The sequence below is a fragment of the Escherichia coli genome, assembly GCF_036503815.1.
GTDB lineage: Bacteria > Pseudomonadota > Gammaproteobacteria > Enterobacterales > Enterobacteriaceae > Escherichia > Escherichia coli_F.
This window is the reverse complement of record NZ_AP027764.1, coordinates 676,034-695,757: the sequence shown is the minus strand read 5'-3', so window position 1 is coordinate 695,757 and position 19,724 is coordinate 676,034. Positions and strand designations below refer to the sequence as shown.

The following is a 19,724-nucleotide window of genomic DNA, read 5'->3' as shown; positions in this document are numbered from 1 at the left end:
CGTCAGAGCGCCTGGGTAAAAGTACGTGAAATAACATCTTGTTGCTGTTCACGGGTCAGTGCGTTGAAGCGCACGGCGTAGCCAGAGACACGGATTGTCAGGTTAGGATATTTTTCCGGGTGCTCGATGGCATCCAGCAGCATTTCCCGATTCATTACGTTGACGTTGAGGTGTTGACCGCCTTCGACATCCGCTTCGTGGTGGAAATACCCATCCAGCAGGCCGACAAGGTTGGTTTTACGTACTGGATCTTCTTTGCCCAACGCCGCCGGGACAATTGAGAAGGTGTACGAGATACCGTCTTTGGCGTAAGTGAACGGCAGTTTCGCCACCGACGTCAGCGAGGCCACGGCACCTTTACGGTCACGACCGTGCATCGGGTTAGCGCCCGGTGCGAACGGTGTTCCGGCGCGACGACCGTCCGGCGTGTTACCGGTTTTCTGCCCGTACACCACGTTAGAAGTGATAGTCAGAATCGACTGGGTAGGGACGGCGTTGCGATAGGTCGGCAGCGCTTTAATTTTCTTCATAAAACGTTCAACGAGGTCGCAGGCAATACTGTCTACGCGCTCATCATTGTTGCCGTACTGCGGATATTCGCCATCGATTTCAAAGTCCACCGCCAGGCCGTTTTCGTCACGGATTGGTTTCACGCGGGCATATTTGATGGCAGACAGGGAGTCCGTCGCCACTGACAGGCCCGCGATGCCACACGCCATAGTGCGATAGACATCACGATCGTGCAGCGCCATCAGCGAGGCTTCGTAGCTGTACTTGTCGTGCATGTAGTGGATGATGTTCAGCGCGCTGATGTACTGCACCGCCAGCCAGTCCATAAAGTGGTCGAGGCTGTCCATCACTTTGTCGTAGTCCAACACGTCGTCCATCAGCGGTGCTGTTTTTGGGCCGACCTGAATCTTCAGCTTCTCGTCCACCCCGCCGTTAATTGCGTAGAGCAGCGTTTTCGCCAGGTTAGCGCGTGCACCAAAGAACTGCATTTGCTTACCAATCACCATCGGGCTAACGCAGCAGGCAATCGCGTAATCGTCGCTGTTGAAGTCAGTACGCATCAGATCGTCGTTTTCATACTGCAAGGAAGAGGTGACGATAGACACCTGCGCGGCATATTTTTTGAAGGCGATCGGTAATTCTTCCGACCACAGAATGGTCAGGTTTGGTTCCGGTGCTGGCCCCATAGTGTGCAGGGTGTGCAGATAACGGAAAGAGTTTTTGGTCACCAGCGTACGACCGTCCAGCCCCATCCCACCGATCACTTCCGTCGCCCAGATCGGGTCGCCAGAGAACAGCGAATCAAATTCCGGCGTACGCAGGAAGCGCACCATACGGATCTTCATAATGAAGTGGTCGATCAGTTCTTGTGCCTGCTGTTCATTGAGTACGCCAGCTTTAAAGTCGCGCTCAATGTAGATATCGAGGAACGATGCCGTGCGACCCAGCGACATCGCGCCGCCATTTTGCGATTTCACTGCCGCCAGGTAAGCGAAGTAGAGCCACTGCACCGCTTCCTGCGCATTCTGCGCCGGACGGGAGATATCAAAACCGTATTTCGCCGCCATTTCCTGAATCTGCAACAGCGCACGACGATGTTCCGCCAGCTCCTCACGCAGACGGATAGTGGCTTCGAGATCTTCGCCTTTTTCCAGACGAGACTGGAGATCGGCAAATTGCAGTTCGCGTTCACGTACCAGATAACTGATGCCGTAAAGCGCCACGCGGCGGTAGTCACCGATAATACGCCCACGACCATAACCGTCTGGCAAACCAGTCAGTACACCCGATTTACGGCAGCGCAGCATATCCGGTGAGTACGCATCAAATACGCCCTGATTATGGGTTTTACGCAGATCGGTAAAGATGTACTCAAATTCGCTGTCCATTTCACGGCCATATGCGTGGAATGAACTTTTAATCATATTAATACCGCCGAACGGATGCAGCGCGCGCTTTAATGGTGCATCCGTTTGCAGGCCAACAATTTTTTCCAGCGGCTGGTCAATATATCCCGCATCATGAGCGGTAATGGTGGTGGCAATATTAGTATCGAAATCCAATGGCGCGTGAGTCGCGTTTTCGATACGGATGCCTTCCATTACTTTTTCCCACAATTCCGTGGTGGCTGGCGTCGCTTCGGCGAGAAAAGATTCATCGCCTTCATACGGTGTATAGTTATGTTGAATAAAATCGCGGACATTAATTTCGTTTTTCCAGTCCGTACCTTTAAAGCCAAGCCATGCGTCGGCGTACAGCTTATCGCTGGTATCAATATCTACCTTCATGAAAAATAATCTCTCTACAATACTTCAACTAAATTATGCAAATTCTGCGGGCGCGTTAACTTTGCCTAAATGAATGGCATCCAAAGCAATCATTTTTTCTTCGTTAGTCGGAATAACGGCGCAAATGACACGCGCATTTTCACTAGAAACAATTCGCTCTCCAAAGGAGTTAGAGCGATTATTCATTTCTGTATCAATCTCTACGCCTAATACAGCCAAATGTTCCATGACCAGACGACGAATTAAACTTGAATTTTCTCCTATTCCGCCGGTGAATATAATTCCATCCAGGCGACGTAATGAGGCTGCGTGTCCGGCAATATGACGGGCAATTCGGTGAACAAAGGTTTTAATTGCCAGTTGCGCGCGTTCGTGACCTTCATGCCAGGCTTTTTCCAGAACACGTAAATCCGAAGAAAGACCGGAAATGCCTAATAATCCCGACTCTTTATTCACTACGCGTTCCAGGTCACTCAGGCTCTGGTTGGTTTGACTGGCGACCCAGGACATCGCCCCAAAGTCGACATCGCCACTGCGGGTACCCATCATCAAGCCTTCCAGCGGCGTCATTCCCATTGAGGTGTCAACACTCTGACCGTTGCTAACTGCGCAGATTGATGCGCCATTGCCAAGATGCGCCACGACCAGGCCGGAGTCATCCTCTGCCAGATTCAGCAAAGAATGTGCGCGCTGGGAAACATAGCGGTGCGACGTACCGTGGAAACCATAACGGCGTACACCTAACTCTTCATAATATTTCCACGGCAGGCCGTATAAATAAGCTTCCGGAGCCATCGTCTGGTGGAAACTGGTATCAAATACCGCCACCTGAGTTACGCCCGGGAATAATTGCTGCGCCGATTCAATACCACTTAAATTGGCGTAATTATGCAGGGGTGCCAGTGGAGAAACGCGACGGATATTATCAATGACTTCATCGGTAATAATGGCGGACTCGGTAAAAATACTGCCGCCGTGGGCGATACGGTGGCCGATTAAGGCCACACTGTCATTTAAATTCCGTTTTTCCAGTTCAAATGCAATTGCCTTCAATGCACCTTCGTAGCTGTGGTGAGCCAGCGGTGCTGGCTCTCCCCCATTTACGGATAAGAATGCATTTTCCGAGTTAATACCGTCGGCAATACCTGACATTAATACTTCACAGTCGCTGGCATCGAGCACGGAAAACTTAATCGAAGACGAACCACAGTTAATAACCAAAACAACCGGAAATTCATTCATCTCTTTTCTCATCCTGAGTTACGGATTAAAACAGTTTGTATACGATGTTCAGGATGGTCAGCAGACCAATCACGGTAACAAACACGTTATCCAGACGACCACGGTATTTCGCCAGAGACGGCGCTTTACGGATGGCATACATCGGCAACAGGCACAACAGGGATGCGATAATCGGCGCGCCCATAGCTTCAATCAGGTCGAGGATGTTCGGGTTGGCGTAGGCAACAACCCAGGTGGATCCCATGATGAAAATCATGCTGAGAGTATTCAGTTTACCCAGCGACACTTTGGTTTTGTCACCTTTATAACCGAACTTCAGAATCAAACCATTCAGACCTTCCAGCGTCCCCAGATAGTGACCGAAGAAAGATTTGAAAATAGCCACGAGTGCGATAATGGAAGCTGCATATTCCAGTGTAATTGCAAACGTTGTTTTGGTACCGGTCATGGACGCAAAGTGGTTAGCCAGATAAGAAAGCACTGGAATATTCTGCGCTTTCGCTTCAGCCATATTCGCCGGAGACAGCGTAAACAGGCAGCTAAAGGCAAAGAACATCACCACTGCAACCATCAGCATACTGGCGCGAGAGATGATTTGTGAACATTTACGCTCGGTGAAATCGCGACCAAAATCTTTCTCATACTCTTCACGTTTAGAAACCACGAAGGAAGAGACGATTGGCGAGAAGTTAAAGGAGAAAACCATGATGGAAATCCCCAGCCAGACAGTGATCAGGATACCGTCATGGCCGGTTAACGACAGCGAACCGAGGTCAACCTGGTCGATAACTGCAGAGTTCCAGTAAGGGATCAGCGATAGAGAAATCAGCACCAGGCTGGCGATAAACGGCCATACCAGGTAGCTCATCACTTTAACCATCAGATCCTTACCAAACCAGATGACGAAAGCCATCAGCAGCAACAGGAACAGCGCCACAAAGCCGCGATTCAGCGGTGCAAAGCCGAGCTGGTTTTCCCAGAACGTCATAAAGGTATTGGTAATAGTAACGCCATAAATCCACAGCAGTGGGCAAATCGCGAAGAAGTACAGGAACGTGATAACCACGCCGCCAGTTTTACCAAAATGCTCTTCCACCGTTTCCGTAATGTTGCCGGAAGGGTTAGAGCCAGAAAGACACAGACGCGCCAGCGCCCGGTGGCAATAAAATGCGATGGGGTATGCCAATACCAACATCAGAAGAATCGGGATCAGTCCGCCAAAACCTGCGCGGATAGGGAAGAACAGCACCCCGGCGCCGATTGCCGTACCAAACAAGCCTAACGTCCATGTGGTATCTGATTTACGCCAGGACGATTGATTTGTCTGGCTGGATACAATGCTATCTGAAGTACTCATATCCTATCCTCAACGAATTAATTAAGCGTCAACGAAACCGGTGATTTGAGAGACGCGAGAAAGATCGATATTGCCGCCGGAAATAATACTGACGGTTTTTCTGTTTTGAATATATTGGTCTAATTTACCGCTTAATAATGCAGCACATGCCAGAGCGCCTGCGCCTTCGGTGACGACTTTATTGCGCTGAATTAAGGCAATCATACTGTTTCTGATTTCGTCTTCGCTGACCAGCACGATGTCATCGACTAATTCACGAACGATTTCGTAAGTTAAATTACCCGGGCGGGCGACATCACAACCATCCGCCAGGGTGCCGGTAGTTCGGTGCGTGGTTATTTCTCCGGAGTGGAAAGAAGCCGCCATGCCGTGAACGTTTTCTGACTGTACGCCAATAACACGAATAGTCGGGTTAATTGATTTAATCGCTACCGCAATACCAGCAATTAAACCGCCACCGCCAATTGGCACAATCACATTATCGACATCATAGAGATCTTCCATAATTTCCAGGCCAATCGTTCCCTGACCAGCAATCACTTTCGGATCATCATAAGGTGGGATAAAAATACGGCCTTCCGTTTCGACAATTTCGCTCACTTTAGCGATAGTGTCGTTAAAGTTGTCGCCGTGCAGAACAACTTCAGCGGAGTAGTCGCACGTTGCCGCTACTTTGGATTTCGGCGCGCCTTTTGGCATCACCACTTTACCGTCGATATCCAGCATCGCGCAGGAGAGCGAAACCCCTTGCGCATGGTTGCCCGCAGAGCAGGCCACTACACCTTTACGTTTTTCCGCATCAGTCAGTGAACTTAATTTATTAAATGCACCACGAATTTTAAATGACCCGGTACGCTGCATGTTTTCGAATTTGAGGAATATTTCACCTTTGCAACGTTCACTAAAATAGTTGGAGCGAGGCATGCCTGTTTTATAAATTCGCCCAGCCAGTCGTTGTTTTGCTTCAATGATGTCATCAATAGCAACCGGGAGATCGTATGTAATATGCATTATAAAACCTCTTAGCCTGAATTAAATATGTAGGTAACCGTAACCGACACCTGCAAAACAGACAGGTGGATTATTTATGTTTAAATAAAAACAAATAACTAACCAACTTCAATTAATTGCCTTCGTCTACACCCATTATAAGATGAATACTCTTTGGCTAATTCCACCAAAACCGATGCTGCTTTTTTAATACGATAATTTTTCGACCATACCGCGGCATATTGTGCCACAGGTAATGTTTCTTCAACCGGAATAGTAATAAATTGATTAGAACCAAAAGGTGAAGTCATATCACAAGGAATTACAGTTAAGAAATCAGCATTGAGAACAAGATTATAAATTGTCACGACTGAGTCGGTTTTAACGATGTTTTCAATACTGATGCCATTTCTTTGTAACGTGGTGAGCAGCTCGCTGTAGTACCCCATATTGGTTTGTGGCAACACCCACTGTTCGTTCTTCAACGACTCCAGCGTGGTGGTGCCGGTGCATGTTCGGGACTTACTGGCTACCAGCACAAACTCGGACTCGAACAGCGGCTCAACATGTAAATCCTGAAGCTTCATTTCTGCGCTTAACGTACCAATCGCAAAATCCAGGCGACCGTCGCGGATTGCCGGTAGGAACGAAGACAGTTGCGCTTCATACATAGAAACCTGCGCTTTCGGGAACACCTCTTTGAACTTGTTGATCATCCCGGACATAAAAGTAAAACCAATCAATGAAGGAAAACCAAACGAGACTTCCACCACCGCCTCAGAAGACATACCGCTTATCTCATTCACCATATTTTTCATTTCACGGGTAATGGATTCGGAACGGGAAAGTAACAATTGACCGGCAGGTGTTAATGTTACACCGGTATTTTTCCGCACCACTAATTCCACACCAAAATAGTCTTCAATATCGTTAATGATTTTACTGACGGCGGGTTGAGTTAACCCTAATTCTTTTGCAGCCGAGCCGATAGAGCCACTTCTAATGACTTCCTGAAAGACTACCAGATGCTGCGTTTTCGGAAGAAGAATAGTGCTCATAACTACCTACGTTAATAACCTCATTGACGGCATGAAGTGTATCAAAATGAAATGAACAGGATATGTGCGACCACTCACAAATTAACTTTCAATACTTTTTTGGACATCACTGTATCAATTAAATATTCTTATATATCAATAAGTTAAAGTATATAAATCAGCATAAACCCTGATTTTTGTCAAAAAAAATGACAGGGATAACCATATTTTATGGCGATAACATCATTCGTTATGTGGTTAATAAAAAAAAGCAACTGCGACCATATTTCAAGCAATTAGCGGATAATTACCAGGCAAATTTTGAGTTAAATTTTATGAGCAAGTTATCAAATTTTATTATAAATAAATCATTTTCAGCGATAAATAATGCGGCACGTCACATTTTTTCTCGCTATTTGTTGGAGGGCAAACATTTATTTTATCAATGTTTTAAAATTTCGAATACAGATATTGATCATCTCGAACAATTGATTAACATCAACTTTCACCCTTCTTACAGGACGTCATTTTGTGAATGCAATCGTTTCCCCTCGTTTCTACTGTCACCATAGTTACTAAATAGCATTTTGTGTTGATGATCACAAAACGAATAATTGATGTTCATCGCTATACGATCAGAATAAGAGAACAAGGAGGATTTTCGTTGTGCTTTACATCGTTGTAGACCACAGAATTTTGCTTCGTTGACTGTAATGCCGGGTAATTGAGCGTTTTTTGATAGTTGTGAGCGAACCGTGCAAGGAAAATAAGCATTGATTATTGTTTGTCATGATGACAAGGCAGGCATCAATGAAAGGTTATTCGGTTTCACATTTTTTACCCCCTTCGATACCACCAATGTACGAAACTGTTAACACTTATAATAGAAACATTGATTATTGGAAGGTAAAAATAAAATTTGCCGAGATTATATCGACAAATGACGTTAATGAAATTTACAGCATAAGCAATGAATTGCGGAGAATATTATCTGCAATTACTGCATTGAATGTCTATAAAGGTGATGTTTCTTCTGTAATGATCCGAATCCAACCGGAAAATAGAAGTCCATTCATCATAGATATTTCTACAGGAGTAAATGATGATTATATAATACAAACTTTAGATGTAGGCACATTTTCACCTTTTGGCGAAAAATGTACTTGTTCAGCCATCAATAGAAAAGATCTGGAGTGTATCAAGGAGACAATTTTTAAGTTTTGCGCAAAGTTCACGCAAAAAGAAGTTATCTTAACGGAATTTAATCATTTTAATAAAACTGACAATGTTTCAGATTGTTGGCAAATTCTCTTTTTTTCACCAGATCATTTTAATCATGATTCTCATTGATTATTTAAAAAGGATAAAATAATGTTCCCGGTTTCATCAATAGGTAATGACTTAGGTAATAATTTAGTATGTATAAAAATGAATGACCTTCCTGAAAACCCCATAATAAATGACCTCAAAGCACTAGCACCAGGTGTAGTAAAACTAATACAGACTTCTAAACAAATGGTCACGTTAATCAGCGCGTTGCAACCTGGTGGGACATGTATTATCGATGGTGATTTCCAACAAGAATTAGCATACTTAAAAAATGTAATACTTTATAATGACTCGTCTCTTCGCATAGACTTTTTAGGTTATAATGCCCAAATAACGCAACGATCAGACAATACTTGCGAACTTATAATTTGTGAACCGTTAAATAACAAAAAAATTTCAACAGACATCATGAACATAAATTGTTCATTAAAGGAAATTTATAATGAAATCAGAAGACTAAATGTAATCTTTAGCTCTGGAGCAGGCGACGTAATAGATTTATCCTATCTGGACTTGCATAACGTCGATTTAACTGGTTATGATTTTTCAAATAAACATATGGCTTACGCGACTTTAGATCCCTTTACATTGTTTGCAACAAAGTTTACTAAAACCAATATGTACAATATAAATTTTATGCGTTCGACACACAATGGTACTATCTCATGGAATTCTTTATTAAAAATCACCCCAGCGTTAACAAGTATCAGCGATGATTATTCCAGAGAAAAAATCAACTTTGTCGAAAGTTGTTTAAATGAGCTTGGAGATTTAACCGAAGATCAATTAAAAATCATGAGATATGCGATTATAAAATCCATACCAACAGCAAATATAACAGACAAATTAGAAAAAGAATTAACAAAAAGCATATATAAAAACTCCTCAAAAATTAACAATTATTTGAGCAAAGTTAAATTACCAGAGATGAAAGACTTCTCATTAGAAAAAGCATATGATTATATCGACAAAATTATTGAAGAATATGATTGCGTCAAAAAAAATGATTACCAAACCGATCCAGAAATTAATTATACTGTCGATTACAACCTAGATTACACTAACTCAAACGACTTGCTTTCAGATAATAGCCTGGAGGAAGAGAGAGATTCTGTTGACAATTCCTTTTCAGACGATGAATTTAGCTTCAACGAGTGTCGTTTTATTAGCAAAGAATATACGTATGATTACGATCTTTTAAATGAAATATAAATGTAATGATTTCTTGCAAAGTCTATTATTAATAGCTTAGATATTCGTTCATCTTTCCGTCTGCACCAAAAGTAAAAGCTTGCCGAAGCAGATTCGAGACTGATGATAAACACAAAATTGCCTGAGGCGCTACACTTATCAGGCCTACATTGCCTCTGTGCAATATATTGAATTTTCGTTGTTTTGTAGGCCAGATAAGACGTTCATCTTTCCGACCACCCTCCTCAAAAGCAAAAACCCGCCAGTTTACGCTGGCGGGTTTTCGTTAAAATAGGTGAAACTGACCGATAAGCCGGGTTCTGTCGTGGACAGTCATTCATCTAGGCCAGCAATCGCTCACTGGCTCAAGCAGCCTACCCGGGTTCAGTACGGGCCGTACCTTATGAACCCCTATTTGGCCTTGCTCCGGGTGGAGTTTACCGTGCCACGGACTGTTACCAGCCGCGCGGTGCGCTCTTACCGCACCCTTTCACCCTTACCTGATCTCACTCGCGTGAGCCATCGGCGGTTTGCTCTCTGTTGCACTGGTCGTGGGTTTCCCCCCCAGGCGTTACCTGGCACCCTGCCCTATGGAGCCCGGACTTTCCTCCCCTCCGCCCGTCTCCCCCGAAGAGGACGACGACGAAGCGGCGACTGTCTGGTCAGCTTCGGCGCGCAGTATAGAGGGTTTGCGCGCCCTTGTCACCCCGCGTTGCGCATTCCAATCGCCAGTGTCGCGGCGATATTACGTGAAGCACGGTAAATATTGTCATAAGCCCCGCGGAATGCTTCGTCCAACGTACCAATACTGGTCAATACGCTGAAGACCGCATCAATGCCATGCTGATGTACAACGCCAACATCATTGGTCAGGCTACCCGCAATGCCAATCACCGGTTTATGGTACTTTTTCGCCACGTTTGCGACGCCAATCGGAACCTTGCCGTGTATACTCTGGCTGTCAATACGCCCTTCACCGGTGATCACCAGCGTACAATCGTGAATATGTTCCTCCAGATTCAGCGCCGTCGTGACGATTTCAATACCACTTTTCAGTTCCGCACCAAGAAACGCCATCAGCGCCGCGCCCATACCGCCCGCAGCTCCTGCGCCGGGGACATCTTTCACATCAACATGCAGCGCTTTTTTAATGACATCGGCATAGTGAGAGAGGTTATTGTCCAGCTCGACAATCATCGCTTCACTGGCTCCCTTTTGTGGGCCAAAGATGCGCGATGCGCCGTTATCGCCCACCAGCGGATTGGTGACATCACAAGCGACGCGAATAGCACAATCTTTTAAGCGCGGATCGAGGCCGGAAATATCAATATCATTCAGAGTATTAAGGCTACCGCCGCCAAAACCAATTTCATTGCCGTTGGCATCGCATAATTTCGCCCCCAGCGCCTGCACCATGCCTGCGCCGCCGTCGTTGGTGGCGCTGCCGCCAATGCCGATAATAATGTTTGTCGCGCCGCTCTCCAGCGCCTGCAGGATTAACTCGCCAGTACCGCGTGAAGTGGTCACAAGTGGATCGCGTTTTTCCGCAGGTACCAGTTCCAGCCCACTGGCCGCCGCCATTTCGATAAACGCGGTTTTGCCATCGCCGGAGATCCCCCAACTGGCATTCACTTTCTCGCCCAGCGGCCCTGTAACCCAGGCGTGACGTTCAGCCCCCTGGGTGGCTGCAATCATGGCTTCCACCGTTCCTTCACCACCGTCGGCAACCGGAACGGAAACATACTGTGCATCAGGAAAAATTTCCCGAAATCCTTTTTCTATCGCCTGCGCAACCTCGCTGGCAGATAAACTTTCTTTATAAGAGTCTGGGGCGATTACGATTTTCATACCTATGCCTGTTACCACATGACGCCGGAGGGCGTTTCTCTTATTCGGCCTGGATTCCAGGCCCGGATTGCAATACGCCATCCGGGCACGACGTCATTAGCGAGTAACTTCGACTTTCGCCAGTTTTTCGTAGTAGCACGCCAGGGCGCTATGATCCGCCGTTCCTAAACCATCTGCTCGCAGTGCCTGCATCATCTCCATAACCGCAGCTGTGAGCGGCAGTTGCGCGCCGACGCCGTGGGAAGTATCCAGCGCATTTGCCAGATCCTTAATATGCAGATCAATACGGAAGCCCGGCTTGAAGTTGCGGTCCATCACCATCGGCGCTTTGGCATCCAGCACGGTACTGCCCGCCAGTCCACCGCGAATTGCCTGATACACCAGATCCGGGTTAACGCCCGCTTTGGTTGCCAGCGTTAACGCTTCTGACATCGCGGCAATATTCAGCGCCACAATGACCTGATTTGCCAGTTTGGTGACGTTACCTGCACCGATTTCCCCGGTATGCACCACGGAACCCGCCATCGCTTTCATCAAATCATAGTATTTGTCGAAAATAGCCTTGTCGCCGCCCACCATCACTGACAGCGTACCGTCGATGGCTTTCGGTTCACCGCCGCTCACCGGGGCGTCCAGCATATCAATGCCTTTCGCTTTCAGCGCTTCGCTTATTTCACGGCTTGCCAGCGGTGCAATAGAACTCATATCGATCAATACTGTACCTGGCTTCGCGCCTTCAATAATGCCATTCTCACCCAGCGCCACCTCTTTCACATGAGGGGAGTTTGGCAGCATGGTTATGATGACGTCGCACTGTTCAGCGATCGATTTAGCCGTAGAAGCTGTTTCTGCACCTGCAGCAATCACGTCAGCAATAGCTTCTGGGTTACGGTCAGCAACCACCAGCGAGTAACCTGCTTTCAGAAGGTTTTTACTCATTGGTTTACCCATAATCCCCAGGCCAATAAAACCAACTTTCATAGTCATATCAATCATCTCTCTTGTTGCGGTGGTGGTTATTTTTTAAAGGTATCAGCCAGTTTCTGAGTGGCAGAGCGGAAGACGCCGAGATCGCTGCCGACAGCCACAAACGTCGCGCCCCATTCCAGATAACGACGCGCATCGGCTTCGACCGGCGCGAGGATACCGCTGGGTTTGCCGTGCGCACTGGCACGGTTAAAAATATGCTGGATTGCTTTTTGTACATCCGGGTGCGAGGCATTGCCGAGATGGCCTAATGCCGCAGCCAGATCGCTGGGGCCGACGAAGATACCGTCTACACCTTCGGTAGCGGCAATGGCATCGACGTTATCTACGCCCTGCTGACTTTCTATCTGGACCAGAATGGTGATGTTCTTGTTCGACTGAGCGAAATAATCCGCCACGGTGCCAAACATATTGGCGCGGTGAGAAACGGAGACGCCGCGAATGCCTTCCGGTGGGTAACGGGTTGATGCCACCGCCTGCTCTGCTTCCTCTTTTGTTTCTACAAAAGGAATCAGGAAGTTATAGAAACCGATATCCAGAAGACGCTTTATAATTACCGGCTCGTTGGTCGGCACTCGCACTACTGGCGCGCTGGCGCTGCCTTTCAGGGCCATTAACTGCGGAATAAACGTGGAGATATCGTTTGGCGCATGTTCGCCATCCAGCACCAGCCAGTCAAACCCAGCCAAACCAAGAACTTCAGTGCTAATCGGGTTAGAGAGTGCTGACCAGCAACCAATTTGTACCTGTTTCGCAGCCAGTGCGGCTTTGAATTTATTCGGGAAAACATCGTTATTCATCGCTTATACCTTTGCTTATTTCTGCAATTCCATACGTTTAATGTCGCCAACTACGAAGAGGTAGCAGACCATCGCCATCAGCGCTGAACATCCCACGAAAACCAGTGCTGCATTGAAGGAGTGCAGTTCACTTACCAGGTAGCCAATCACCAGTGGAGTGACAATGGAGGCAACATTTCCAAAGACGTTAAAGACGCCGCCGCAGAGGCCAACAATCTCTTTCGGCGCGGTGTCAGAAATCACCGGCCAGCCCAGAGCACCAAATCCTTTGCCAAAAAAAGCCAGCGCCATCAGCGTGACCACCAGCGTGGTGTTGTTGGTGTAGTTACATAAGATGATGGTGGAAGCCAGCAACATTCCCAGCACAATCGGTAGCTTACGTGCCAGGGTCAGGGACAAACCGCGTTTGATCAGATAATCCGAGAAGACACCTCCCAGCACGCCGCCCGCAAAACCACACAGTGCCGGAATCGAGGCGACCAGACCCACTTTCAGAATCGACATGCCTTTTTCCTGCACCAGATAAATCGGGAACCAGGTGAGGAAGAACCAGGTGATGGTGTTGATAAAATATTGTCCGAAAAATACGCCCAACATCATGCGGTTAGAGAGCAATTGCTTGATGTAATGCAGTTTGGGACCGCTTGCTGCCGCGCTGCCCGGCTTTTTGTGGTCCATATCGACCACCGCGCCATTTTCAGATATAAACTTCAGCTCTTCCGCAGACATACGTGGGTGATCTGTCGGGTTATGAATCAACTTGATCCACAGCGCCGTCAGCACAAAACCAATCACCCCCATAACGGTAAAGACGTGCTCCCATCCCCAGGCGAAAGTCAGCCAGCCAAGCAGAGGCGAAAAGAGCGCCAGCGAGAAATATTGCGCCGAGTTAAAGATGGCGGAGGCAGTACCACGTTCTTTCGTCGGGAACCAGGCGGCGACAATACGGGCGTTCGCCGGGAATGATGGCGCTTCCGAGAAGCCGAGCATAAAGCGCATAAAGAACATGGAGATCCCTGCCCAGGCCAGCGGGAACATATCAACAAAGCCTTGCAGGAAGGTGAATAGCGACCAGAAAAAGAGGCTGTAGGTGTAAACTTTTTTCGAGCCAAACTTATCAAGCAGCCAGCCGCCGGGAATTTGCATCAGCAAGTAGGCCCAGCCAAAAGCAGAAAAGATGTAACCCATCGAAACCGCACTTAACTGCAACTCTTTTGCCACTTCGGTACCAGCAATAGACAGCGTTGCACGATCGGCGTAGTTAACGGCGGTAACAATAAAAATAATCAGTAATATTAAATAGCGGGTATGCACGCCTTTCTTTTTTACGTCAACGGTGTCCAGAATCATTTTATTTACCTCGGGTACTTATGCTGATTTTTATTATTATGGGGAAGGTGTTATTTATGAGTTTTATTTATGCCGTTACGACAATGAACTCAGGAATTAGTATAAGCAGCGAGAGAATAATAATCATTGTGCAAATGCTAATTTAATTATTACTATTTAAATATTATTTTGAGCATATGCACATAAGGTTGCGCGCTAAAGCACAGATTTGCGCTTTATCCTGCCGGGCGGCACTGCAATCCCTGAAATGATTGACATTGATCACATTTCTGCGTTTAAACTCCTGACATTCTTATTTCACCCAATGAAGTCATTTATTTTTTAAATGAGACCAGGTCCTCATTTTAATAACCCCTGGCTGGAGAATATTGCACAATGGCCAACATCGAAATCAGACAAGAAACGCCAACTGCGTTTTATATAAAAGTTCACGACACAGATAATGTGGCAATTATTGTTAATGATAATGGCCTGAAAGCAGGAACGCGTTTTCCGGATGGGCTGGAATTAATTGAACATATTCCCCAGGGGCATAAAGTCGCATTGCTGGACATTCCGGCTAATGGTGAAATTATTCGTTATGGTGAAGTGATTGGTTACGCCGTGCGCGCAATCCCACGCGGAAGCTGGATCGACGAATCAATGGTTGTACTACCGGAAGCGCCACCGTTACACACGCTGCCACTGGCAACTAAAGTCCCGGCCCCCTTACCGCCACTGGAAGGATACACCTTTGAGGGCTATCGCAATGCTGATGGCAGCGTGGGCACCAAAAACCTGCTCGGCATCACCACCAGCGTCCACTGTGTGGCAGGCGTGGTGGACTACGTAGTAAAAATCATTGAACGCGATCTGCTACCGAAATACCCGAACGTCGATGGCGTGGTGGGGCTGAATCATTTGTACGGTTGTGGCGTGGCGATTAACGCACCGGCGGCAGTTGTGCCTATTCGTACCATTCACAATATTTCGCTGAACCCTAACTTTGGCGGCGAAGTAATGGTGATTGGTCTGGGTTGTGAAAAGTTGCAGCCTGAACGCCTGCTGACTGGAACGGATGATGTGCAAGCTATTCCAGTAGAAAGCGCCAGCATTGTCAGTTTGCAGGATGAAAAGCATGTCGGTTTTCAGTCCATGGTCGAGGATATTTTGCAGGTCGCCGAACGCCATCTACAAAAACTGAATCAACGTCAGCGAGAAACCTGTCCGGCTTCAGAACTGGTTGTCGGCATGCAGTGCGGTGGCAGCGATGCGTTTTCTGGCGTAACGGCAAATCCAGCCGTGGGTTATGCATCTGATCTACTGGTGCGCTGCGGTGCAACGGTGATGTTCTCGGAAGTAACGGAAGTGCGTGACGCGATCCATCTGCTGACGCCGCGCGCAGTGAACGAAGAGGTCGGCAAGCGTCTGCTGGAAGAGATGGAGTGGTACGATAACTATCTCAATATGGGAAAAACCGACCGCAGCGCCAACCCTTCGCCGGGCAACAAGAAAGGCGGTCTGGCAAATGTGGTGGAGAAAGCGCTCGGCTCCATTGCTAAATCGGGTAAAAGCGCAATTGTTGAAGTGCTATCGCCCGGTCAACGCCCGACTAAACGCGGATTAATTTACGCCGCGACGCCAGCCAGCGATTTTGTCTGTGGCACGCAACAGGTGGCATCAGGGATTACCGTGCAAGTGTTTACGACCGGTCGCGGCACGCCATATGGCCTGATGGCAGTACCCGTCATTAAAATGGCGACCCGCACCGAACTGGCGAACCGCTGGTTTGATTTAATGGATATTAATGCGGGCACCATCGCTACCGGCGAAGAAACTATTGAAGAGGTGGGCTGGAAATTGTTCCATTTTATTCTCGACGTCGCCAGCGGGAAGAAGAAAACCTTCTCAGATCAATGGGGACTGCATAACCAGCTGGCGGTGTTTAACCCGGCACCGGTGACCTGATTTCTTTTGGAACGTCCCTCGCAAAACATGGCCTTAGTGCCATGTTTTTATTGTTTAAAGTCCACACATCCATTAATAATGCATTTGCATTACCTTAGTTCAAGCTTATAATTTGAGCAGAAAACAGGCTGTAAAAGGACAGTAAATAATGCCCGCTAATGCTCGCTCTAACGCTGTACTGACCACTGAATCAAAGGTCACGATACGCGGACAAACAACTATCCCCGCGCCAGTGCGTGAGGCCTTAAAACTGAAGCCAGGCCTGGACAGCATTCATTACGAAATTCTGCCTGGTGGGCAAGTATTTATGTGCCGACTGGGAGATGAACAGGAGGATCATACTATGAATGCATTTTTGCGTTTTCTGGATGCAGATATCCAGAACAACCCGCAAAAAACTCGTCCATTCGACATTCAACAAGGAAAGAAACTTGTCGCTGGCATGGACGTCAACATTGACGATGAGATTGGCGACGACGAATAATGGATTTTCCACAAAGGGTTAATGGTTGGGCGCTATATGCTCATCCCTGTTTTCAGGAAACCTACGATGCTTTAGTTGCCGAAGTCGAGGCATTAAAGGGAAAAGATCCTGAAAATTATCAGAGAAAAGCTGCCACAAAGTTATTGGCGGTGGTCCATAAAGTGATTGAGGAGCATATCACGGTCAATCCATCATCACCGGCATTCCGTCATGGCAAGTCGTTAGGCTCTGGGAAAAATAAAGACTGGTCACGGGTAAAATTTGGTGCTGGTCGCTATCGTCTCTTCTTTCGTTACAGTGAAAAAGAGAAAGTCATCATTCTGGGATGGATGAACGATGAAAACACGCTGCGCACCTACGGTAAAAAAACAGATGCCTATACCGTATTCAGTAAAATGTTAAAAAGAGGACATCCTCCTGCCGACTGGGAAAGCCTCACCCAAGAGACAGAAGAAAACCATTGATGGTGTTCACAATGCCCGCCGAACACATTGGTGTTGACCAGCGGGCCCCCTTTCTCACTCCCCGACCAGAATCACTTCAACCCCAGCCTTTCGCAGTCCTTCCAGACTATCCGCAGGAATGCCTTCATCAACAATGATCATGTCGATACGTTGAGTATCAATGATCTTATGTAAACTGGAACGGTTGAACTTACTGGAATCGGTGACCACAATGATCCGTTCCGCAACTTCGCACATCCGACGGTTTAAACGGGCTTCATCTTCATTATGCGTGCTGACGCCGCGCTCAAGATCGATCGCATCTACGCCGAGAAAAAGCATATCGAAGTGGTAATTTTGTAGCGATTGTTCAGCCTGATCGCCGTAAAAAGATTGCGACTGACGGCGCAAATGCCCGCCGGTCATCAGCAGCTCAACGCCTTCCGCTTCCAGCAACGCATTAGCTACGTTCATACCATTGGTCATCGCAATTACGTCAGTGTGCTTGCGCATCAGACGAGCAATCTCAAAAGTGGTGGTCCCGGAATCGAGGATCACCCGATGACCTGGCTGAATCAACTCAACGGCAGCTTTCGCAACGCTGCGTTTCATCGCAGTGTTCAGCGCGCTTTTATCTTCCACTGATGGCTCGACTGACGGCGTAGTGCTATCGCAGATCAACGCGCCGCCATAGGCCCGCACAGCGATCCCCTGCTTTTCCAGAAACGCCAGATCGTTGCGAATCGTCACAGTAGATACGCCATACAATGCCGACAGATCGTTAACCTGCACACTCCCTTGCTGTCGCAGGCGCTGAATGATTTGTTCTCGTCGCTCGCTGGTGCCTGTCACTCGCTTCTCGCCTGAAGCGTCGGTATTACTCATAGTAAGTCCTTTCGTAAAACTTTCGTTTCATTTCGTTTTGCCTATTAACGCCTTTCTATTGAGCAAATGCAAGCCCACCTTGCCCATTGACGCAAGCTACTCTCGTTTCAGTGACTTTCATTATGTTTCTTTTGTGAATCAGATCAGAAAACTATTATCTTTCGTTTTATTTTTATCTCACCATGACGCAGTATCAACTGAAACAAAACGAAAGATTAATATCGCAGCAATCTGAACTGGAGAGGAAAGTGAAACATCTGACAGAAATGGTGAGGCAGCACAAAGAGGGCAAAACAAATGGGATTTATGCCGTTTGTTCCGCACACCCGCTGGTGCTGGAAGCTGCAATCCGCTACGCCAGTGTAAACCAAACACCGTTACTGATTGAAGCGACATCCAATCAGGTGGACCAGTTCGGTGGTTATACCGGAATGACACCCGCCGATTTTCGCGGCTTTGTTTGTCAGCTCGCCGACTCATTGAATTTCCCACAAGACGCGTTGATTCTGGGTGGTGATCATCTGGGGCCAAACCGCTGGCAAAACCTGCCTGCAGCTCAGGCGATGGCCAATGCCGATGATTTGATTAAAAGCTACGTGGCGGCAGGATTCAAAAAAATTCACCTTGATTGCAGCATGTCCTGTCAGGACGATCCGGTTCCCTTAACCGATGACATCGTGGCTGAACGCGCCGCCCGACTGGCTAAAGTCGCGGAAGAAACCTGTCGTGAACACTTTGGCGAAGCCGATCTGGTGTATGTCATTGGTACCGAAGTGCCGGTACCTGGCGGCGCGCATGAAACCTTAAGCGAGCTGGCGGTCACCACGCCGGATGCCGCCCGCGCCACGCTGGAAGCCCATCGTCACGCCTTTGAAAAGCAAGGTCTGAATGCCATCTGGCCACGCATCATTGCTCTGGTGGTACAACCCGGCGTCGAATTCGATCACACCAACGTTATTGATTATCAGCCAGCTAAAGCGACCGCCTTAAGCCAGATGGTCGAAAACTACGAAACGCTGATTTTCGAAGCGCACTCTACCGATTATCAAACGCCGCAATCGCTGCGCCAGCTGGTGATTGACCACTTTGCCATTCTGAAAGTTGGCCCAGCGCTGACCTTCGCCCTACGTGAAGCACTGTTTTCACTGGCAGCGATTGAAGAAGAACTGGTGCCAGCGAAAGCCTGTTCCGGTCTGCGTCAGGTACTGGAAAACGTGATGCTCGACCGCCCGGAATACTGGCAAAGCCACTACCACGGTGACGGCAACGCACGTCGCCTGGCGCGTGGTTATAGCTACTCGGATCGCGTGCGCTACTACTGGCCGGACAGCCAGATTGATGACGCTTTCGCCCATCTGGTTCGTAACCTGGCGGATGCACCAATTCCGCTGCCGCTCATCAGTCAGTACCTGCCGCTGCAATACGTGAAAGTTCGCTCCGGCGAGCTGCAGCCAACGCCACGGGAACTCATTATCAACCATATTCAGGACATCCTGGCGCAGTACCACACAGCCTGTGAAGGCCAATAAGCAAAACA

Annotated in this window: 17 protein-coding genes and 1 other RNA gene; 7 read left to right on the top strand and 11 right to left on the bottom strand. The window is 47.7% G+C overall.

Features of this window, described 5'->3' with window-relative positions; all coding sequences use genetic code 11:
* Positions 1–2: 2 nt before the first annotated feature.
* From tdcE to tdcA, 5 genes are all read right to left on the bottom strand, one after another.
* Positions 3–2,297 carry a 2-ketobutyrate formate-lyase/pyruvate formate-lyase gene (tdcE, locus tag AABJ99_RS03340; protein ID WP_032185175.1) on the bottom strand — a complete coding sequence of 765 codons (2,295 nt, stop codon included), beginning with the start codon at positions 2,295–2,297 and terminating at the stop codon, positions 3–5.
* Between the two features lie 33 nt (positions 2,298–2,330).
* Positions 2,331–3,539 carry a propionate kinase gene (gene tdcD, locus AABJ99_RS03335; RefSeq protein ID WP_032303826.1) on the bottom strand — a complete coding sequence of 403 codons (1,209 nt, stop codon included), beginning with the start codon at positions 3,537–3,539 and terminating at the stop codon, positions 2,331–2,333.
* Positions 3,540–3,564: 25 nt separating this feature from the next.
* A complete protein-coding gene (gene tdcC / locus AABJ99_RS03330; RefSeq protein WP_039021353.1) occupies positions 3,565–4,896 on the bottom strand; it encodes a threonine/serine transporter TdcC in 1,332 nt (443 codons plus the stop codon).
* A gap of 21 nt (positions 4,897–4,917) precedes the next feature.
* Positions 4,918–5,907 (bottom strand): bifunctional threonine ammonia-lyase/L-serine ammonia-lyase TdcB, encoded by a 990-nt coding sequence (tdcB, locus tag AABJ99_RS03325; protein ID WP_039021352.1) that lies wholly within the window; start codon positions 5,905–5,907, stop codon positions 4,918–4,920.
* Between the two features lie 98 nt (positions 5,908–6,005).
* Positions 6,006–6,944, bottom strand: coding sequence for a transcriptional regulator TdcA (gene tdcA / locus AABJ99_RS03320; protein WP_000104211.1), 939 nt, complete (start codon positions 6,942–6,944; stop codon positions 6,006–6,008).
* Positions 6,945–7,258: 314 nt separating this feature from the next.
* Here tdcA and tdcR point away from each other — a divergent pair, with 314 nt between their 5' ends.
* From tdcR to AABJ99_RS03305, 3 genes are all read left to right on the top strand, one after another.
* On the top strand, positions 7,259–7,495 hold the full coding sequence (gene tdcR / locus AABJ99_RS03315) for a transcriptional activator TdcR (RefSeq protein WP_050009867.1): 237 nt from the start codon (positions 7,259–7,261) through the stop codon (positions 7,493–7,495).
* A gap of 238 nt (positions 7,496–7,733) precedes the next feature.
* Positions 7,734–8,273: a hypothetical protein gene (locus AABJ99_RS03310; RefSeq protein ID WP_001352916.1), complete on the top strand. Its 540-nt coding sequence runs from the start codon at positions 7,734–7,736 to the stop codon at positions 8,271–8,273.
* Positions 8,274–8,294: 21 nt separating this feature from the next.
* Positions 8,295–9,464, top strand: a complete 1,170-nt coding sequence (locus AABJ99_RS03305) for a hypothetical protein (RefSeq protein ID WP_039021351.1) — start codon at positions 8,295–8,297, stop codon at positions 9,462–9,464.
* A gap of 272 nt (positions 9,465–9,736) precedes the next feature.
* Here the strand turns inward: AABJ99_RS03305 and rnpB are convergent.
* The 5 genes from rnpB to garP form a co-directional block, all read right to left on the bottom strand.
* An RNA gene (gene rnpB / locus AABJ99_RS03300) (RNase P RNA component class A) lies at positions 9,737–10,113 on the bottom strand.
* 32 nt (positions 10,114–10,145) lie between these two features.
* On the bottom strand, positions 10,146–11,291 hold the full coding sequence (garK, locus tag AABJ99_RS03295; RefSeq protein ID WP_001352915.1) for a glycerate 2-kinase: 1,146 nt from the start codon (positions 11,289–11,291) through the stop codon (positions 10,146–10,148).
* Between the two features lie 96 nt (positions 11,292–11,387).
* Positions 11,388–12,278 (bottom strand): 2-hydroxy-3-oxopropionate reductase, encoded by an 891-nt coding sequence (gene garR / locus AABJ99_RS03290; protein WP_032185234.1) that lies wholly within the window; start codon positions 12,276–12,278, stop codon positions 11,388–11,390.
* A 29-nt stretch (positions 12,279–12,307) separates the two neighbouring features.
* Positions 12,308–13,078 carry a 2-dehydro-3-deoxyglucarate aldolase gene (garL, locus tag AABJ99_RS03285; RefSeq protein ID WP_001058227.1) on the bottom strand — a complete coding sequence of 257 codons (771 nt, stop codon included), beginning with the start codon at positions 13,076–13,078 and terminating at the stop codon, positions 12,308–12,310.
* 15 nt (positions 13,079–13,093) lie between these two features.
* Complete coding sequence (gene garP, locus AABJ99_RS03280; protein WP_032185178.1) at positions 13,094–14,428, bottom strand: galactarate/glucarate/glycerate transporter GarP; 1,335 nt, start codon at positions 14,426–14,428, stop codon at positions 13,094–13,096.
* A gap of 375 nt (positions 14,429–14,803) precedes the next feature.
* Between garP and garD the strand changes: the two genes are divergently transcribed.
* The 3 genes from garD (at position 14,804) to yhaV (ending at position 17,323) form a co-directional block, all read left to right on the top strand.
* Entirely contained in the window at positions 14,804–16,375 is a 1,572-nt protein-coding gene (garD, locus tag AABJ99_RS03275; protein ID WP_001273739.1) for a galactarate dehydratase, read from the top strand.
* 148 nt (positions 16,376–16,523) lie between these two features.
* The gene (gene prlF / locus AABJ99_RS03270; RefSeq protein WP_001296435.1) at positions 16,524–16,859 is read left to right on the top strand and encodes a type II toxin-antitoxin system antitoxin PrlF; all 336 of its coding nucleotides are present in this window, start codon (positions 16,524–16,526) and stop codon (positions 16,857–16,859) included.
* Positions 16,859–17,323 carry a type II toxin-antitoxin system ribonuclease toxin YhaV gene (gene yhaV / locus AABJ99_RS03265; protein WP_000347251.1) on the top strand — a complete coding sequence of 155 codons (465 nt, stop codon included), beginning with the start codon at positions 16,859–16,861 and terminating at the stop codon, positions 17,321–17,323. The genes prlF and yhaV overlap by 1 nt, the downstream gene beginning before the upstream one ends.
* Positions 17,324–17,377: 54 nt before the next feature.
* On the opposite strand, the gene agaR is transcribed toward yhaV, so the two are convergent.
* Entirely contained in the window at positions 17,378–18,187 is an 810-nt protein-coding gene (gene agaR / locus AABJ99_RS03260) for an aga operon transcriptional regulator AgaR (RefSeq protein WP_000072187.1), read from the bottom strand.
* A 248-nt stretch (positions 18,188–18,435) separates the two neighbouring features.
* Here agaR and kbaZ point away from each other — a divergent pair, with 248 nt between their 5' ends.
* A complete protein-coding gene (gene kbaZ, locus AABJ99_RS03255; RefSeq protein ID WP_032303875.1) occupies positions 18,436–19,716 on the top strand; it encodes a tagatose-bisphosphate aldolase subunit KbaZ in 1,281 nt (426 codons plus the stop codon).
* Positions 19,717–19,724 lie beyond the last annotated feature (8 nt).

Bases quoted from the DNA above. Each gene is read 5' to 3' on its own strand.
- tdcE (WP_032185175.1), bottom strand. From the start codon at position 2,297: ATGAAGGTAGATATTGATACCAGCGATAAGCTGTACGCCGACGCATGG.
- tdcD (WP_032303826.1), bottom strand. From the start codon at position 3,539: ATGAATGAATTTCCGGTTGTTTTGGTTATTAACTGTGGTTCGTCTTCG.
- tdcC (WP_039021353.1), bottom strand. From the start codon at position 4,896: ATGAGTACTTCAGATAGCATTGTATCCAGCCAGACAAATCAATCGTCC.
- tdcB (WP_039021352.1), bottom strand. From the start codon at position 5,907: ATGCATATTACATACGATCTCCCGGTTGCTATTGATGACATCATTGAA.
- tdcA (WP_000104211.1), bottom strand. From the start codon at position 6,944: ATGAGCACTATTCTTCTTCCGAAAACGCAGCATCTGGTAGTCTTTCAG.
- tdcR (WP_050009867.1), top strand. From the start codon at position 7,259: ATGAGCAAGTTATCAAATTTTATTATAAATAAATCATTTTCAGCGATA.
- AABJ99_RS03310 (WP_001352916.1), top strand. From the start codon at position 7,734: ATGAAAGGTTATTCGGTTTCACATTTTTTACCCCCTTCGATACCACCA.
- AABJ99_RS03305 (WP_039021351.1), top strand. From the start codon at position 8,295: ATGTTCCCGGTTTCATCAATAGGTAATGACTTAGGTAATAATTTAGTA.
- garK (WP_001352915.1), bottom strand. From the start codon at position 11,291: ATGAAAATCGTAATCGCCCCAGACTCTTATAAAGAAAGTTTATCTGCC.
- garR (WP_032185234.1), bottom strand. From the start codon at position 12,278: ATGACTATGAAAGTTGGTTTTATTGGCCTGGGGATTATGGGTAAACCA.
- garL (WP_001058227.1), bottom strand. From the start codon at position 13,078: ATGAATAACGATGTTTTCCCGAATAAATTCAAAGCCGCACTGGCTGCG.
- garP (WP_032185178.1), bottom strand. From the start codon at position 14,428: ATGATTCTGGACACCGTTGACGTAAAAAAGAAAGGCGTGCATACCCGC.
- garD (WP_001273739.1), top strand. From the start codon at position 14,804: ATGGCCAACATCGAAATCAGACAAGAAACGCCAACTGCGTTTTATATA.
- prlF (WP_001296435.1), top strand. From the start codon at position 16,524: ATGCCCGCTAATGCTCGCTCTAACGCTGTACTGACCACTGAATCAAAG.
- yhaV (WP_000347251.1), top strand. From the start codon at position 16,859: ATGGATTTTCCACAAAGGGTTAATGGTTGGGCGCTATATGCTCATCCC.
- agaR (WP_000072187.1), bottom strand. From the start codon at position 18,187: ATGAGTAATACCGACGCTTCAGGCGAGAAGCGAGTGACAGGCACCAGC.